At 73.8% G+C, this 15,451-nt stretch carries 15 protein-coding genes and 1 riboswitch; of the genes, 8 read left to right on the forward strand and 7 right to left on the reverse strand.

Annotated elements, in window-relative coordinates; translation table 11 throughout:
- The first annotated feature begins 139 nt into the window (after positions 1-139).
- Positions 140-919 (forward strand): SGNH/GDSL hydrolase family protein, encoded by a 780-nt coding sequence (locus FGD68_RS14865; protein WP_119372584.1) that lies wholly within the window; start codon positions 140-142, stop codon positions 917-919.
- 15 nt (positions 920-934) lie between these two features.
- Here FGD68_RS14865 and FGD68_RS14870 read toward each other — a convergent pair whose 3' ends face one another.
- A complete protein-coding gene (locus tag FGD68_RS14870; RefSeq protein WP_237609618.1) occupies positions 935-2,314 on the reverse strand; it encodes a hypothetical protein in 1,380 nt (459 codons plus the stop codon).
- 241 nt (positions 2,315-2,555) lie between these two features.
- Here FGD68_RS14870 and FGD68_RS14875 point away from each other — a divergent pair, with 241 nt between their 5' ends.
- On the forward strand, positions 2,556-2,801 hold the full coding sequence (locus FGD68_RS14875) for a hypothetical protein (RefSeq protein WP_234425060.1): 246 nt from the start codon (positions 2,556-2,558) through the stop codon (positions 2,799-2,801).
- A gap of 88 nt (positions 2,802-2,889) precedes the next feature.
- Here the strand turns inward: FGD68_RS14875 and FGD68_RS14880 are convergent, their stop codons facing one another.
- The 3 genes from FGD68_RS14880 to FGD68_RS14890 form a co-directional block, all read right to left on the reverse strand.
- Positions 2,890-4,020: a hypothetical protein gene (locus FGD68_RS14880; protein ID WP_182480974.1), complete on the reverse strand. Its 1,131-nt coding sequence runs from the start codon at positions 4,018-4,020 to the stop codon at positions 2,890-2,892.
- Positions 4,021-4,115: 95 nt separating this feature from the next.
- Positions 4,116-5,036: an aldose 1-epimerase family protein gene (locus tag FGD68_RS14885; RefSeq protein WP_119373652.1), complete on the reverse strand. Its 921-nt coding sequence runs from the start codon at positions 5,034-5,036 to the stop codon at positions 4,116-4,118.
- Between the two features lie 10 nt (positions 5,037-5,046).
- Complete coding sequence (locus FGD68_RS14890) at positions 5,047-5,874, reverse strand: DeoR/GlpR family DNA-binding transcription regulator (protein ID WP_104237423.1); 828 nt, start codon at positions 5,872-5,874, stop codon at positions 5,047-5,049.
- Positions 5,875-5,966: 92 nt separating this feature from the next.
- On the opposite strand from FGD68_RS14890, the gene galT reads away from it, so the two are divergent.
- Genes galT through FGD68_RS14910 form a run of 4 tightly spaced genes read left to right on the forward strand, consistent with a single transcriptional unit; the run spans position 5,967 to position 9,819 of the window.
- Positions 5,967-7,109 carry a galactose-1-phosphate uridylyltransferase gene (galT, locus tag FGD68_RS14895; protein ID WP_119373111.1) on the forward strand — a complete coding sequence of 381 codons (1,143 nt, stop codon included), beginning with the start codon at positions 5,967-5,969 and terminating at the stop codon, positions 7,107-7,109.
- Positions 7,106-8,266, forward strand: coding sequence for a galactokinase (galK, locus tag FGD68_RS14900; protein ID WP_119373112.1), 1,161 nt, complete (start codon positions 7,106-7,108; stop codon positions 8,264-8,266). Before galT ends, galK begins: the two co-directional genes overlap by 4 nt.
- 28 nt (positions 8,267-8,294) lie before the next feature.
- Entirely contained in the window at positions 8,295-9,209 is a 915-nt protein-coding gene (locus tag FGD68_RS14905; RefSeq protein WP_119373113.1) for a GNAT family N-acetyltransferase, read from the forward strand.
- Positions 9,210-9,231: 22 nt separating this feature from the next.
- Positions 9,232-9,819 (forward strand): gamma carbonic anhydrase family protein, encoded by a 588-nt coding sequence (locus FGD68_RS14910; RefSeq protein ID WP_119373114.1) that lies wholly within the window; start codon positions 9,232-9,234, stop codon positions 9,817-9,819.
- A gap of 63 nt (positions 9,820-9,882) precedes the next feature.
- On the opposite strand, the gene FGD68_RS14915 is transcribed toward FGD68_RS14910, so the two are convergent.
- Positions 9,883-10,785 (reverse strand): bifunctional methylenetetrahydrofolate dehydrogenase/methenyltetrahydrofolate cyclohydrolase, encoded by a 903-nt coding sequence (locus FGD68_RS14915; protein ID WP_119373115.1) that lies wholly within the window; start codon positions 10,783-10,785, stop codon positions 9,883-9,885.
- On the reverse strand, positions 10,782-12,059 hold the full coding sequence (gene glyA, locus FGD68_RS14920; protein WP_119373116.1) for a serine hydroxymethyltransferase: 1,278 nt from the start codon (positions 12,057-12,059) through the stop codon (positions 10,782-10,784). The genes FGD68_RS14915 and glyA overlap by 4 nt, the downstream gene beginning before the upstream one ends.
- A 32-nt stretch (positions 12,060-12,091) precedes the next feature.
- Positions 12,092-12,175, reverse strand: a riboswitch (ZMP/ZTP riboswitch).
- 178 nt (positions 12,176-12,353) lie between these two features.
- On the opposite strand from glyA, the gene FGD68_RS14925 reads away from it, so the two are divergent.
- Positions 12,354-13,970: a DUF3459 domain-containing protein gene (locus FGD68_RS14925; RefSeq protein ID WP_237609619.1), complete on the forward strand. Its 1,617-nt coding sequence runs from the start codon at positions 12,354-12,356 to the stop codon at positions 13,968-13,970.
- Positions 13,971-14,010: 40 nt separating this feature from the next.
- Positions 14,011-14,511 (forward strand): hypothetical protein, encoded by a 501-nt coding sequence (locus FGD68_RS14930; protein ID WP_237609620.1) that lies wholly within the window; start codon positions 14,011-14,013, stop codon positions 14,509-14,511.
- Between the two features lie 30 nt (positions 14,512-14,541).
- On the opposite strand, the gene FGD68_RS14935 is transcribed toward FGD68_RS14930, so the two are convergent.
- Positions 14,542-15,399 (reverse strand): LysR substrate-binding domain-containing protein, encoded by an 858-nt coding sequence (locus FGD68_RS14935; protein WP_104237240.1) that lies wholly within the window; start codon positions 15,397-15,399, stop codon positions 14,542-14,544.
- Between the last annotated feature and the right edge of the window lie 52 nt (positions 15,400-15,451).

Raw genomic sequence — 15,451 nt, forward strand, 5'->3', positions numbered from 1 at the left:
GGCGGCTGCAGGCGGATCCAGTGGTGATCCCAGTGGTGCGAGGAGCGTCGCGCGCCCGGGGTCGCTCGAGGCCGGCGGGCCCCCGAATGGGGTGGGACGCGGAGGACACCGCAAACCGAGATGGCCGTACGGTTCACAAGTGGGGAAATACGGATACCGGGCGGGCGCGAAGGCGCGGGCAGCATGGCGGATCGCCGGCTGGACGGCCGCGGCAGCCGTCGCGGCGTGCTCGGTCGGCCTTGTCGTCGCTGCGCTCGGCAGCGGCGCGGAACCGGTCGGGAACGCGGGCGCCGTCGCGGAGTCCGGCTTCGTCTCCGGGCCCGGCACCACGATCGCGCCCGTGGCGCCGCTGGAGCTCCCCGAGGATCCCGCGGTCCTCATGTTCGGCGACTCGTTCATCCTCGGTCACGGCATCGAGACGTCGGGGCGCCCCGCCTACCCCGCGCTCCTCGCCGAGCGCGAGGGCTGGACCGACGTGCGCCTGAACGCTGCGGCGGGCACCGGGTTCGCCGCCACGTCCGACCAGCCGGCGTACCCGGATCGCCTGGCCGCGATGGACGACGACTTCACGCCCGACCTCGTGGTCCTCCAGGGCAGCGTCAACGACATCAAGCCGGGCGAGGTCGCGGTGCGCAGCGGCGTGACCCGGATCCTCGCCGACATCGCCGAGCGCTGGCCCGACGCCCAGACCGTGATCATCACGCCGATGACGGGCGTGCAGAGCTACGAGAAGCTCGCGTCCGCGTACACGGGGCCCGCGCTCGGGAAGGCCCACGTGATCGACGCCACGGGTCCCGAGAGCTGGCTGCCCGTCGACCGTCCGGAACTCCGCACCGAGGACGAGTGGCACCCCAGCGCCACCGGGCACGAGGCCATCGCGGCCGGGATCCAGACGTCCCTCACGGCGCTCGCCGGCTGAGGCGGCGTCCGGACCTCAGGCCACCGGCGCCGAGCCCGTCCCCGGGTCGGTGAGCGCCCGGCCGAAGCCGTCGACGCTGCGGACGCCGCGGTCCGTGACGACCGAGGCGAATGGCGTGTCGGGGTTGTTGGGGAGGGACGGGCGCTCGACGCGGGTGTCGCGGGCGAACGCGCCCACCACGACGACGCGCTGCGACGGGTACTTGCTCGGGGTCATGAACATGGTGCCGCGGCCGACGAACGTGTCCTGGGCCAGCCGCCCGCCCTGGTCGACGAGGCCGACGCCGATGCCGTGGGCGCCGCCGTCGCCGCCCGTCACGATGTTGTAGCCGACGACGGTGGCGCCGACGCCCGCCCCGATCTCCATCTGGTATCCGCCCGAACCCGAGTTGCCCTCGAGGCGCATGCCGTTGATGCCGAGCTCGGAGACCATGGACGACGCGTTGCTCGTGGGGATGGCGAGGAAGCCGCGGGCCGCCTTGTTGCCGGCGCCGCAGCCGATGACGCGCGTGTTCTCGAAGCGCGCGTTGGTGGGGGCGATGCGGATCCCGCCCGCGACGCAGTTCACGATCTCGGTGTCGCGCATCACGATGTCGATGGTGTTGACCCCGTCGCAGTCGACGCCCCAGGTGCCCGCGGTGATGACGCGCAGGCCCTCGATGACGTTCGCGTAGGAGTACTCGTCGCTGGCCGCGGTGAAGGCCGCGCGCGAGAAGAAGACCCCGGCGCCGCCGGTGGCGTTCAGCTCGATGTCGGTGATGCGGCAGTGCAGCAGCGAGCGCAGGTACAACCCGTGACGGCCCGTGCGCGTGCCCGTGATGCTGAATCCGGTGAGCGAGACCGTGGCCTTGTTGTTCGCGGCGGGACCGGCGTCGGCGCCGATCTTGCCCTGCACCGTGAAGACGTCGCCCGTGGATCCCGCGATCTGCCGGATGGTCGTGACACGCCGGCCGTGGCCCTCGATGGAGATGGCCGGGTACCCGTACGGCGCGCCCGAGAGGGGCTGCTTCGGCCAGGCCGCGCTCGAGTAGTCGATGCCGGTCGACGTGACGCGGATCTCGCACGGCGGCAGGATCCCCCGGCCGCCGGTCTTCTGCAGCGCCGCGAAGAACGCGGCCATGGCCTTGGTGTGATCGGCCGCCGACGGCACGAACCCGAACTGCTCCGGGTAGTAGACGCGCGACTGGTCGCCCACGACGGCGGCGGCCGAGGCGGGCGGCGCCGCGGCGGGTGCGGCGACGGATGCGGCACCAGCGGTCGCGCCCACGGCGGCGAGGAAGACGGCGCGGCGACCGAGGAGCGGCGGCCTCTCGGCGGGCGCCGGGGCGTCCTGGGCGAGCGCCTCGGCGGGCAGATCGGTGAGGGGCGCAGGCGCGTGCGCGCGTGACTGGGACAAGGGGGAGCCTTCCGGGTGGGCCGTGCTGACGGGCGCGGTCGGGCGGCGACGATCCGCTCCCCCGAGCACCGGACGCCCCACGCTGGATAGGGCAAGGGTGCTGCCTGCTGCCGGCCGGATCGTACCCCCAGTTCGGGGAGGCGCGATGGCGGGTGTGCACCGCGTCCGATCCGCATGGCCATGCGGATGCCGCCGCCCGCCGGACCTCGGCCACCGAGCAGGCGATGCGATGCTGGATCCCATGAGCATGCAGGCCGACGAACTCGTGATCGCGATGCTGACCGCCGAGGAGACGAGCGAGCGCTACGACCTGCTGAAGAGCGCGCTCGAGGAGCACGACGACCGGGGTGTGCAGTACCTCTCGGGCGTCGTCGGGCGGCTGCTGGCCTACATCGACGGGCTGCGCGAGCCCGAGGAGAACCGGATCGCGCTCGAGCGGTACACGCAGCGCGTCGCGTTGCAGTGGGCGCAGGAGGACGAGGGCTGATGGACGTGGAGCCCCCGTCACCGGGCGGTGACGGGGGCTCCATGAGCTAGCCGGATGCGTTCATCGGGTCGCTCGGATGGGATCTGCGTCAGCCGATCCTCACCCAGTCGCCGCAGCGCTTGGTATTGAAGGCCACATCAGATGGGCTGATGGTGACCACGCTCGCGTTCGTGGTGATGTCGTTGGCGATGATGTCGTCCAGGGACCCGCTGAACCCGGAGAGCCGCTCCCAGTAGCACCAGTCCTGGTTCCCGTCCGAGCGGTAGGTCCCGGGGCTGATGTCACGGTTGACGACGAGGACTCCCGAGTCACCCCCGAAACGCGACGTCCTGATGCTCGGCTGCGGGAATCCCGCAGCACGCCATTCGTCGTAGGAGACCGCCCGGTTCATCCCCGGACCCGCGTAGATGATGGAGGCGCTGCCCGTGTTCCGATAGAACTGGTCGCCGTTGATGCGCTGCACGACCTGCGGGGTCGGGAATGCCTCCGCCTGCCACTCTCCGTATCCGAGCTTGTATCCCTGCCCTCTGCTGACCGAGGTCATGCGCACGATGTCGCCCGTCCAGGAGAGCCGCATGAATCCCTCATCGGCGCGGTCCACGAAGGGCCGGTAGTTCATGTCGCGCCACTCGGCCCCCGTGAGGCGGTGATTCACGCCGTCCTCACCCTCGACGAGGATGTCCGCGGACGTACCCCACTTGTAGACGTAGCTGTTGACGATGTACCCGGCGTTCCTGACGCTGGGGAATCCCGCGCGAGCGAACTGGTCGTACCCGAGGCGCGTCCACTGCCAGGCCCTCTCCCCACCGGGCCAGAAGGTGACCGCGTAGACGGTCGGGGACCAGGCGTACTTCACGAAGTTCGTGTCGGCAGCGCGGGGAGTGCGGAAGTCGTACACGTCGCGCCACGTCTCGTAGCTCAGCGCTCTCGGGCTCTGACCGTCGACGAGCTCGTAGATGCGACCGTCGAACGAGGTCTTGTAGAGCTGCCACCTGCCCTGATCCTTCGGCGGCACTGGGGTCGGCGCAGGAGTGGTCGGAACAGGTGTCGGCGCGACTGTCGGCGTCGGCGCGGGCGTCGGCTCGGCCGTCGGCGCGGGCGTCGGCTCGGCCGTGGGGGCCGGCGTCGGGACGGGCTCGACGGAGGCGGTCGCCGCCTGGGCCGGGAGGAGCAGCGAGACGGCGAGCACGGCCGCCGTCACGAGGGGAATCGGGCGCATCATTTCCTTCGGTTGGGTAATTACCTTCACCGTAGGGTCACGACGCCCGCGCTCCCCCACCCACTTCGGGGGTGCGCCCGCCTGCCGACGAGGCGCTAGAAGCCCGTCGCCCGGATCCCCCAGCTGAGGGTCCACTCCTCGCCGGGCGCGAGGCGGCGCACGCCGACGCCGGAGTTGAAGGCGTCCGCCGGCGCGGTCATCGGCTCGATCGCGACCGCCTGGCGCCCGTGGGTCGGGAACTCGCGCGGCGTGTAGACCTGCAGGAACCCGAAGGACGCGTCGGCCCAGAGCTCGACGCCGCGGCCGTCGGGCGCGGTGAGGCCATGGCGGCTCGTGCCGCCCTCCACGTGGACATCGCCGTAGCCGGTGTTGAGGTCGAGGTCGCCGACGGTGCGGCCCGTGCGGAGGTCCTCTGCGGCGCCGTCGACCGGATGGTCGGCGACGGGGATCAGCGCGTCGTCGACCTCGGACCACGTGTCGGCGCGGACCGTGAGCGTGAGCTCCGCGGAGGGGACCCCGCCGATCGCGAGGTACGGGTGCGCGCCGACCGCGACGGGGGCGGCCGCCTCGGAGTCGTTGCGGATCCGGTGCGTGACGACGAGGCCGTCGTCGGTGAGCCGGTAGGTGACGGAGGTGTCGAGGAGGAACGGGTAGCCGTGCTGCGGGAAGACGGTGGCGGAGAGGGTCACGCGGTCGTCGGCGCGGTCGGACGCCGCGTAGCCGGTGTTGCGGAGGAGGCCGTGGGACGCGTTGCCGAGCGACGGCTCGGAAACGTCGAGCGCCTGGGCCTTCCCGTCGAGCTCGTAGCGGGCGCCGCGGATCCGGTTCGGCCACGGCACGAGGACCATGCCGGCGCCCATCGGCGCGACGACGTCGTCGCCGTAGGGCTCGACGAGGTCGACGCCGTCGAGGGTGAGGCCGCGGATCGCGGCGGCGAGCTGCACGACCGTGGCTCGGAGCTCGCCCGACGGGCCGGCGTGGACGAGGTGGTGCTGCTCTCCGGTGACGGGTCTCATGGGATCCACGTTACGGCCGCGCGGCCGCGGACGGCCCGCCCGCCGCGGCGACGACGCGCAGCCCGGCGTCGCGCAGCCGGCGGACCTCGTGCCGATCCGCGTCGGCGTCGGTGAGCAGCGTGTCGACGAGGTCGAGCGGCGCGACGGATCCGAGGTGCGTGCGCCCGAGCTTGGCCCCGTCGGCGACGACCACCGTGCGGGCGCTCGCGGCGACCATCCGCCGCTTCACCTCGGCCTCGGGCAGGTTCACGTTGGTGATCCCCCGCTCCACGTCGACGCCGTTGCAGCCGATGATCGCGAGGTCCGGGTGCAGGCGGTCGAGCACGACGGTGGCGAGCGGATCCACGAGGCTGTGCTGCAGCGCCCGGAGCGTGCCGCCGGTGACGACGACGGTGAAGCGCGGCATGGCCCGCTCGAGCTCGAGCGCCAGGGTGAGGCCGTTCGTGATGACGGTGACGTCGACGAGGTCCTCACGCGCCACGAGCGCGCGCGCCACCTGGAGCGTCGTGCTGCCGACGTCGAGCAGCACGCTCTGGCCGCTCTCGACGAGGTCGGCGGCGGCCCGGCCGATGGCGCGCTTGGCGTCCGCGGCCGACTCGAGCGTCACCTCGAGGCTCTGCTCACGCGCACCGAGGCCGGAGCGGAGGACCGCGCCACCGTGCACGCGCTGGACGGCGGCGGAGTCCGCGAGCGCGTCGAGGTCGGCGCGGATCGTGACGGCGGAGACGCCGGCGTCGGCCGCGAGCTCGGCGACGGTCGCGAAGCCACGGTCGGCGAGCCGCTCGAGGATGCGCGACCGGCGGGTCGCCGCGGGGACGGATGCGGTGTCGTCGGCCATCCCGCGAGCCTCGCCCACCGCTTGCAAGAACGCAAGCGGGCCCTTTCGCCGACGCAGATCCGACGCCCGCGAGCCCGTAGGATCGAGGGATCATGCATGCCGACCAGACCGTCACGACGTCGCCGTCCGGGATCACGCAGCGCCGCACGCTGCTGTCCGACGGCCGCGAGCTCGTCTACTTCGACGACGCCGACACGGCCCTCCCGCCCGAGCGCGCCGCCGACGCCCGCCCCGCGGCACCCCGCCCGCCCACCGCGACGATGCGGCAGGACGTGCTCACGGGCGAGTGGGTGTCCATCGCCGCCGCGCGCCAGAATCGCGCGCACCTCCCGCCGGCGGAGCTGGATCCCCTCGCCCCCGCGAGCCCGACCAACCCCTCCGAGATCCCGAGCATGTACGACGTCGCGGTCTTCGAGAACAAGTCGCCGTCGTTCGGCCCCGCGCTCGCGGACGCGGAGGGCGTGGACGCGCCCGTCGACGACGACGACCTCACGTCCATCGGCTTGGAGCGCACCCGCACCTCGGTCGGACGCTGCGAGGTCGTCTGCTTCAGCCCCGCGCACACCGGCTCGTTCAGCGGCCTCACGCCGTCGCGCGCCCGCACCGTGGTGGAGGCGTGGGCCGAGCGCACGCGCGCCCTCTCGGCGCTGCCCGGGGTCCGCCAGGTGTTCCCGTTCGAGAACCGCGGCGAGGCCATCGGCGTCACGCTGCACCACCCGCACGGGCAGATCTACTCGTACCCCTACATCACGCCGCGCACGCGCCGGCTGGTGGAGTCGATCGAGCGGTTCGGGCCGGGACTGTTCCGACGGATCCTCGAGACCGAGCAGGCGTCCGAGCGCGTCGTGCTCCGCGGCGAGCACTTCACGGCGTTCGTGCCGTTCGCGGCGCGCTGGCCCGTGGAGATCCACATGCTCCCCCACCGCCACGTGCCCGACCTCGCCGAGACGACCGAGGCGGAGCGCGACGAGCTCGCGACGATGTACCTGAAGCTGCTGCAGGGGATGGACCGGCTCTACGACACCCCGACGCCCTACATCTCCGCCTGGCACCAGGCCCCGGTGGACGCGCACCGCGACGAGATCCGGCTGATGCTGCAGATCACGTCGCCGCGCCGTGCGGCCGACAAGCTCAAGTTCCTGGCCGGATCCGAGGCGGCCATGGGCGCCTGGATCGGCGACGTGCCGCCGGAGAAGGCGGCCGAGATGATCCGCAAGGCAGTGGAGGACGCATGACCGACATCCGAGACGACGTGCGCGAGGGCTTCCGCGCCCGCTTCGAGCGCGAGCCGCACGGCGTATGGTCCTCGCCCGGGCGCGTGAACCTCATCGGCGAGCACACCGACTACAACGAGGGCTTCGTGTTCCCGTTCGCGATCGACCGCCGCACGGTCATCGCGCTCGCGCCGCGGGACGACGACCGGATCCGCCTCGCCAGCTCCTTCTCCGACGAGGTGGTGGAGTCGCGCCTCGCCGACCTCACCGGCGAGCGCATCGACGGGTGGCAGGCGTACCCGCTCGGCGTCGCGTGGGCGCTCGGGCAGCGCGGGGCCGACCTCGCCGCCGTCCCCGGCTTCGACGTGTTCATCGACAGCGACGTGCCCGTGGGCGCGGGGCTGTCCTCGTCGGCCGCGCTCGAGGGATCCATCGCCCTCGCGCTCGACGACATCTGGCGCCTCGGCCTCGACCGGCAGACGCTCGCCGCCGTCGGGCAGCTCGCCGAGAACGAGATCGTGGGCGCGCCGACCGGGATCATGGACCAGTCCGCGAGCCTCCTCGGTCGCCAGGACGCGGGCGTGTTCCTCGACTGCCGTTCCCTCGACGCCGAGGTCATCCCGCTCGGGCTCGAGGCGGCCGGCCTCACGATCGCCGTGATCGACACCCACGTCGCGCACGCGCACGCCGACGGCGGCTACCGCGCGCGCCGCGAGTCGTGCGAGAAGGGCGCGCGCCTGATGGGCGTGTCGTCGCTGCGCGACCTCGCGGTCGACGACCTCGTCCGCGCCCGCGAGGTGCTCGACGACGAGACGTTCCGCCGCGTGCGCCACATAGTCACCGAGAACCAGCGCGTGCTCGACACCGTGCGCGCGCTGCGCGAGGAGGGCCCGCGCGCCATCGGCGAGCTGCTCGACGCGAGCCACCGCTCGATGCGCGACGACTTCGAGATCAGCGTCCCGGAGCTCGACCTCGCGGTCGAGGTCGCGCAGAACGAGGGCGCGATCGGCGCGCGGATGACGGGCGGGGGCTTCGGCGGATCCGCGATCGCGCTCATCGACGTCGACTCGCTGTCGCGTCTCCAGGTCGCCATCGACGGCGCGTTCGCGGAGCACGGCTACACGGGGCCGACCGTCTTCACGGTCACGCCGTCGGACGGGGCGAAGGCGGAGCAGTAGGGGCGGGCCTCCCCCTAGGCTCGGCGGCATGCGACCACCGGCGGGACTGACCGAGATCGCTGACGACCGGGACGGGGACATCCGCGACATCGCGCGCGCCCTGTCCACGTGGTTCCCCGCGTCGACGCACCCCGGAGGATTCGCGTGGGAGGCATCCACGGGGCAGCTACCGGAGCGGATCGCCGTGGTCCGCGACGACGCGGGCGCCGTGATCGGCTGGGCCGCCTACTCGGCGGACGACGCACGCGTCGAGTGCGCGCCCGGCGACGACGGCACGACCGACCTCCTGGCAGCGTGGCTCCTCGACGCCGCCGGGGACGCGCCCGTGAGCATCGCCGTGCACCGCAGCCAGGACCGGCTGCGCGGGATCCTCGCGGCCCGTGGCTTCGTGGACGAGGCGATCCCGCTCGCCGGGCTCCGTCACGCCGCCCGCGACACGGGAGCGCGCCCGCCCGCGGGGTACCGCATCCGCCCGGTCGCGGAGGGCGAGGAGCAGGCCAAGGTCGACGCGCACCGCCGGGCCTGGAAGCCGGTCGAGCTGCCCTTCACCGACGGATCCGGCGAGGGCATCGACCCGGATGCCGAGAGCCGCTTCGACGCCGACGGATATGCCGCCATGCAGACCGCCGCCGTGTACCGGCGCGAGCTCGACCTCGTGGTCGAGGCCCCGGACGGCACGCTCGCGGGGACGTGCACCGCGTGGCTCGACCCGGCGACCGGCTGGGCGGAGCTCGAGCCGCTCGGCATCGTGCCCGCGCACCGCCGCCTGGGGCTCGCGCAGACCCTCGCGCTCGACGTCTGCCGCCGCGTCGGCGAGCTGGGCGGCCACGACGTCTTCATCAACGCCTCGCCGCTCCCCCACTACCGCGCCCCGTGGGACGCCTACGTCGCCGCGGGCTTCGCGCCGATGGAGCGGGGCACGCGGATGCGCCCGCGCGCCTGACCCCGCGGCCTACCCTGTCGGCATGACCGTCGATCCCCAGGCCACCGTCCGCGCGCTCCCCGGATCGCCCGCGCCCGACATCGCGCCCGACGCCCTCGTGGCGGCGGGCGCGCGCATCGTCGGGCGGGTGACGCTCGCCGCGGGATCCAGCGCGTGGTTCAACGCCGTGCTGCGCGCGGAGGCCGCCGACATCGCGATCGGCGCGGGCTCGAACCTCCAGGACAACGTGAGCTGCCATGTCGACGAGGGCTTCCCGCTCACGGTCGGCCGGGGCGTGAGCGTCGGCCACAACGCGGTGCTGCACGGCTGCACGGTCGAGGACGACTGCATCGTGGGCATGTCCGCCACCGTGATGAACGGCGCCGTCGTCGGCCGGGAGTCGCTGCTCGCGGGCGGCACCGTCGTGCTGGAGGGGCAGGTGATCCCGCCGCGCTCGCTCGTCGCGGGCGTGCCCGGCAAGGTGCGGCGCGAGCTCACCGACGAGGAGGTGGCGGGGCTCCGCGCCAATGCCGCGCACTACGTCGAGAACGCGCGGCTGCACGCGGGCGCCATCCCGACGCCGGCGGTCCTGCTCGGCGCGGCCCCGGGACGCGAGGAGGGGACGGCCTGACCGGCCGTCCCCTCCTCCGTCACCGCCGCACGCTCGAGTCGAGCGCTGTCGCGGCGAGCGCCGTCAGCCGCGGAGCTCGGCGGCGAGGCGCGCGTCGCGCTCGGCGGCCTGCACCACGTTGGCGAGCAGCATCGCGCGGGTCATCGGCCCGACGCCGCGCGGGTTCGGCGACAGGTGCCCGGCGACCTCTGCGACGGCCGGGTCGACGTCGCCCGTGAGGCGCGCCTTGCCGGTCTCGGGATCCACGACGCGCGTGATCCCCACGTCGAGCACCGCGGCGCCCGGCTTGACCCACTCCGGCAGGATGAGGTGCGCGACGCCCACGGCCGCGACCACGATGTCCGCCCGGCGGACCTCCTGCTCGAGGTCGCGCGTGCGGGAGTGCGTGAGCGTGACGGTGGCGTCGAGGCCCTTGCGCGTGAGCAGCAGGCCGAGCGGCCGGCCCACCGTGAGGCCGCGCCCGACGACGACCACGTGCTGGCCGGCGATCGGCACGTCGTAGCGCTGGAGCATCTCGACGATGCCGGCGGGCGTGCACGGCAGCGGCGAGGTCAGCTCGCCCTGCACGCCGAGCACCAGCCGCCCGAGGTTCGTCGGGTGCAGGCCGTCGGCGTCCTTGGACGGGTCGATGAGCTCGAGCATCGCGTTCTCGTCGATGCCCGCCGGGAGCGGCAGCTGCACGATGTAGCCCGTCACGGCCGGATCCGAGTTGAGCCGCTCGATCGCCAGGCGCACGTCGGCCTCGGTGGCGTCGGCCGGGAGGTCGACGCGGATGGACTCGATGCCGACCTCGGCGCAGTCACGGTGCTTGCCGGCGACGTAGGAGCGGGATCCCGGGTCGTCGCCCACGAGGAGCGTGCCGAGGCCGGGCACGAGGCCCTGCTCGCGGAGGGCGCGGATCCGCACGGCCAGCTCGGACTTGACGGCCGACGCGGTGGCGACGCCGTCGAGCACGACCGCGGTCACTGGGTGAGGCCCTCGTAGAGCGGGAAGCCGTCGGTGAGCGTGAGCACGCGCGCACGCAGGGCGGCGAGGTCGCTGCCGGGCTTCAGGGTCTCGGCGATGATGTCGGCCACCTCGGTGAACTCGGCCTCGCCGAAGCCGCGCGTCGCGAGCGCGGACGTGCCGATGCGGACGCCGGACGTCACCATCGGCGGGCGCGGGTCGAACGGCACCGAGTTGCGGTTGACCGTGATGCCGACCTCGTGCAGCGCGTCCTCCGCCTGCTTGCCGTCGATGGGCGAGTTCCGCAGATCCGCGAGCACGAGGTGCACGTCGGTGCCTCCCGTGAGGACGGAGACGCCGGCCTCGGTGGAGTCGGCCGCGACGAGGCGCTCGGCGAGGATCTGCGCGCCCTGGATGGTGCGACGCTGCCGGTCCGCGAACTCCTCGGTGGCCGCGATCTTGAACGCCGTTGCCTTGGCCGCGATGACGTGCATGAGCGGCCCGCCCTGCTGCCCCGGGAAGACGGCGGAGTTGAGCTTCTTGGCGAGCGCGGTGTCGCGGCTGAGGATCACGCCGGACCGGGGGCCCGCGAGGGTCTTGTGCACCGTGGAGGAGACGACGTCGGCGTACGGCACGGGCGAGGGGTGCACGCCCGCGGCGACGAGCCCGGCGAAGTGCGCCATGTCGACCCAGAGCTTGGCGCCGACCTCGTCGGCGATCGCGCGGAACGCGGCGAAGTCGAGGTGGCGGGGGTAGGCCGACCACCCGGCGATGATCACCTGCGGGCGGTGCGCGAGCGCCTTCTCGCGCACGACGTCCATGTCGATGAGGAAGGTGTCGGGATCCACGCCGTACGCGGCCGCGTCGTAGAGCTTGCCGGAGAAGTTGAGCTTCATGCCGTGCGTGAGGTGGCCGCCGTGCGCGAGCTCCAGGCCGAGGATCGTGTCGCCGGGCTGCGCGATGGCGGCGAGGACGGCCGCGTTCGCGGTGGCGCCCGAGTGCGGCTGGACGTTCGCGAACTCGGCGCCGAAGAGGCTCTTCGCCCGGTCGATGGCGAGCTGCTCGGCGACGTCGACGAACTCGCATCCGCCGTAGTAGCGGCGGCCCGGGTAGCCCTCCGCGTACTTGTTGGTGAGCACGGATCCCTGCGACTGCAGCACCGCGCGCGGGACGAAGTTCTCGCTGGCGATCATCTCGAGGGTGCCGCGCTGACGGCCGAGCTCCTGCTCGAGGACCGCCGCGATCTCCGGGTCGACCTCGGAGAGGGGGGCGTTGAAGGACTGGTCGACGGGCATGGGACTCCTTGAGCACGGTGGACGAATGGATGCGTCGTGGCCCAGGCGTACGGCCACCAACCGTGTGAGTCGCTCCCCGATGGTGACCCATCCGAACGCCAGTCGCGACGGGTCCGATCCTACCCGTGCGGGCGCGCGCCCGCGAGGCGCGCGTGCGCTCGCGGGCCCGCCGCCTGGCCGCGGGGCGAGGGGATCCGGTGTGCCCGAAGCGTTCGGGCGGTCATGCGCCCCGCCCGCCCGTAGGATCAGGGAGTCGGGCGACGGTGCCCGGAGGATGCCGAGGAAGGACCGAGCATGGAGAGCGCAGCGCTCAGTACCGATCCCGCGGCAGTCGGAGACGACCGCTCCCCTGACCTCGCCCCCGCTGACGCGGCCTCCGCGCCCCCGATCGACCGCGACGCCCTCGCCGCCGACCTCCGCCCGCTCGCGGGCGACGACGCCGATGCGCTGGCCGACGCGCTGGCCGCCGACCTCGGCGACACGCGCCCCCGCAGCGCCTCGGCCGCCAGCGCCCCCGCCGACCTCGACCTCGCCGGCCGCACGGGCGGCGTCTGCTACGTCGACCGCTACGCCGACGACCTCCGGGGACTCGTCGCGCGGATCCCCGCCCTCCGCGACCTCGGCCTCACGCACCTGCAGATCACCCCCGTCGCCGCGCGCGCGGACCACGGCGCCGATGCCGACGGCCTCCTCGCGCCGGGCGTGCGCGTGCGCGCCGGCCTCGGATCCGCGGCCGACCTCGGCGACCTCGCCGACGCCCTGCACGACGCCGGCCTCACGCTCGCGGTCGACCTCTCCCCCGCCGACGCCGACGCGCCCCTCGCCGACCGGATCCGCGGCGCCGTCCGCGAGGCCGTCGCCCTCGCCGCCGTCGGGGCCGACGTGATCCGCGTGGATTCCGTCGACGTCCTCGGCGAGCACCGCGACGCCGACCGGGCCGCGCTCCTCCGCGTCATCGCCACGCTCGGCCGCCGCGCCTCCCCCGCGCTCGCGCTGGCCGTCGTCGCCGATGCCGACCCGCGCGGATCCGCGGAGCTGCTGGACGGCGACGCCGTGCGCCTCGCCGACGACCCGGCGCTCACCGCGCTCGTCTGGGAGGCGCTCGCCACCCGATCCGCCGCCCTGCTCGCGCGCGCCCTCGAGCGCCGCGGCGACGTGCCCGCCGGCTCGGCCCGCACCGCGCGCGTCCGCAGCCACGACGCCCTCCGCTTCTCCTTCGACGACGGCGACGCGCGCGCCCTCGGCATCGACCCCGACGAGCACCGCCGCTTCCTCGCCGAGTACCACGTGGGCGGGTTCCCCGGCAGCCACGCGCGCGGCATCCGGCACCCGGGCGGCGCGGTCGCCGGCACCACGGCGTCCCTCGCGGGCCTCGAGCAGGACGACCCGGGCGCCGTCGAGCGGATCCTGCTCGCCCACTCCATCGCGCTCAGCACGGGCGGCCTGCCGCTGATCGTGCTCGGCGACGAGGTCGGCCAGCTGAACGACTACGGCTACGACGACGTCCCCGCCCACGCCGACGACAGCAGGTGGGTGAACCGCCCGCTCTACCCGTTCGAGCGCTACGACCAGCGCGACGACCGCACCACGAGCACGGGCGTCATCCACGCCGGGATCCGTCGGCTCGTCGCGGTCCGCCGCGCCACGCCCGCGCTCGGCGGCACGCGGGTCGTCGGCTTCGACGCGAACGACCCGCACGTGCTCGGCTACCAGCGCCCGCACGACGACGGCACGGTCCTCGTGCTCGCGAACCTCGGCGACGAGCCGGCGACGGTCTCCGCGGAGACGCTCGGCGGGTTCGCGGAGCACGCCGTGGACCTCGTGCGCGACGAGCGGCTCCGCCTCACCAAGGGGATCGTCCTCAGCCCGCGCACGTTCGTCTGGCTCCAGGCGACTCACGACCTCGCGTGACACACTCGCGGTCACTGGCGGGTCGGCACGGAGGAACGGCATGAGCGACGAGGGACGCGGCACGGACGAGCCCAGGGAGGGCGCGCGCGCCGCATCCGGGTTCGCCTGGCCCATGTGGGTCAACATCGGCTGGATCGCGCTCGGCGCGTGGCACGTGCTCGCTCCCGTCAACGACGCGTCCGGCTGGCTCGGCATGTTCCAGATCGGCGTGGGCGCGTTCGGCATCATCGCCTCGCGCCGCCGCGCGCGCCGGCTCGCCGAGGCGGAGGCCGAGGCGCTGCCGCTCGAGGCGGCCACCCGGATCCCCGCCGACGTCGACGACGAGCGCGCCCGGCTCGACGAGGCCGCCGCCGCGCACGCGGAGCTGGACGCCCGGCTGCGCGCGCTCGCGATGCAGCTCGAGCAGCCCGGCACACCCGGCGCGGATCCCGACAAGCCCGAGCCGCCGCACCAGCCGACCGGCCGGGGCCGCGGCCGTGGGCGCAGGGACCGTGCGCGCGAGGCCTGGCCCGACGACCTGCCGCCCGTCGCCCGCTGGTAGCGGCGGCCACCACTCGTCAGCTCACGCCGGTCAGCTCGCGCGCGTCACCCCGCGCGACATGATCGCCGAGGTCAGCGCCTCGATGGACGCGCGCGGCCCGGCGGGGTTGTCCATCAGCACGTAGTCCACCTCGTCGAGCTCGGGCAGGCCGAGCCGCGATGTCACCTTCACGAGGTCCGTCGGGATCAGCGCCTGCGGGAGCACCGCGACCCCCATGCCGGCGCGCACGGCGGCGAGCACGCCGTTCACGTCGCGCGTGCTGCACGTGATCCGCCAGGTGCGGCCCGCCCGCTCGAGGGCGTCCATCGCCATCTGCCTGCTGATGCTCGGCGCGCGGTACGCGATGAGCGGCACGGTGGCGCCCGGCTCCACGAGCGTGCGCTCGAGGCCCACCCACACCATCCGGTCGCGGCCCACGAGGCGCGCGGTCGGCTGCTCGTCGACCGTGGTCTTGGTGAGGATCAGGTCGAGCTGGCCCGCGAGCAGGCGCCGGTGCAGCGGCCCGCTCTGCGTCACCGTGAGCTCCAGCTCGATCTGCGGGTGCAGCTGCCGGAAGTGGCGGAGGATCCGCGGCAGCTGCGTGATGGCCAGGTCGTCCGCGGTCCCGAAGCGCAGGCGGCCGCTCACCTCGGATCCGCCGAAGTAGCTCTCCGCCGCGCGGTGCGCCGCGAGGATCGTGCGCGCGAAGCCCGCCATCGCGTCGCCCGCGTCGGTGAGTCGCATGGCGCGGGTGTCGCGCGCGATGAGCGTGCGGTCGACGGCCCGCTCGAGTCGCCGCACCTGCTGGCTCACGGTCGGCTGGCTGATCCCGAGGCGCGCTGCCGCCTGCGTGAAGCTGCGGGTGTCGGCGACGGCGAGGAAGGTCGCGAGCAGGGTCGGATCGAGCACGGCGCCTCCGGTCATTCGAGGATGTGATGGGACTCATCATGTCGAGACGGGA

The sequence above is a fragment of the Clavibacter californiensis genome (assembly GCF_021952865.1).
Taxonomy (GTDB): Bacteria; Actinomycetota; Actinomycetes; order Actinomycetales; family Microbacteriaceae; genus Clavibacter; species Clavibacter californiensis.

Bases quoted from the DNA above. Each gene is read 5' to 3' on its own strand.
- FGD68_RS14875 (WP_234425060.1), top strand. From the start codon at position 2,556: ATGAGCATGCAGGCCGACGAACTCGTGATCGCGATGCTGACCGCCGAG.
- FGD68_RS14880 (WP_182480974.1), bottom strand. From the start codon at position 4,020: ATGCGCCCGATTCCCCTCGTGACGGCGGCCGTGCTCGCCGTCTCGCTG.
- FGD68_RS14885 (WP_119373652.1), bottom strand. From the start codon at position 5,036: ATGAGACCCGTCACCGGAGAGCAGCACCACCTCGTCCACGCCGGCCCG.
- FGD68_RS14890 (WP_104237423.1), bottom strand. From the start codon at position 5,874: ATGGCCGACGACACCGCATCCGTCCCCGCGGCGACCCGCCGGTCGCGC.
- galT (WP_119373111.1), top strand. From the start codon at position 5,967: ATGCATGCCGACCAGACCGTCACGACGTCGCCGTCCGGGATCACGCAG.
- galK (WP_119373112.1), top strand. From the start codon at position 7,106: ATGACCGACATCCGAGACGACGTGCGCGAGGGCTTCCGCGCCCGCTTC.
- FGD68_RS14905 (WP_119373113.1), top strand. From the start codon at position 8,295: ATGCGACCACCGGCGGGACTGACCGAGATCGCTGACGACCGGGACGGG.
- FGD68_RS14910 (WP_119373114.1), top strand. From the start codon at position 9,232: ATGACCGTCGATCCCCAGGCCACCGTCCGCGCGCTCCCCGGATCGCCC.
- glyA (WP_119373116.1), bottom strand. From the start codon at position 12,059: ATGCCCGTCGACCAGTCCTTCAACGCCCCCCTCTCCGAGGTCGACCCG.
- FGD68_RS14925 (WP_237609619.1), top strand. From the start codon at position 12,354: ATGGAGAGCGCAGCGCTCAGTACCGATCCCGCGGCAGTCGGAGACGAC.
- FGD68_RS14930 (WP_237609620.1), top strand. From the start codon at position 14,011: ATGAGCGACGAGGGACGCGGCACGGACGAGCCCAGGGAGGGCGCGCGC.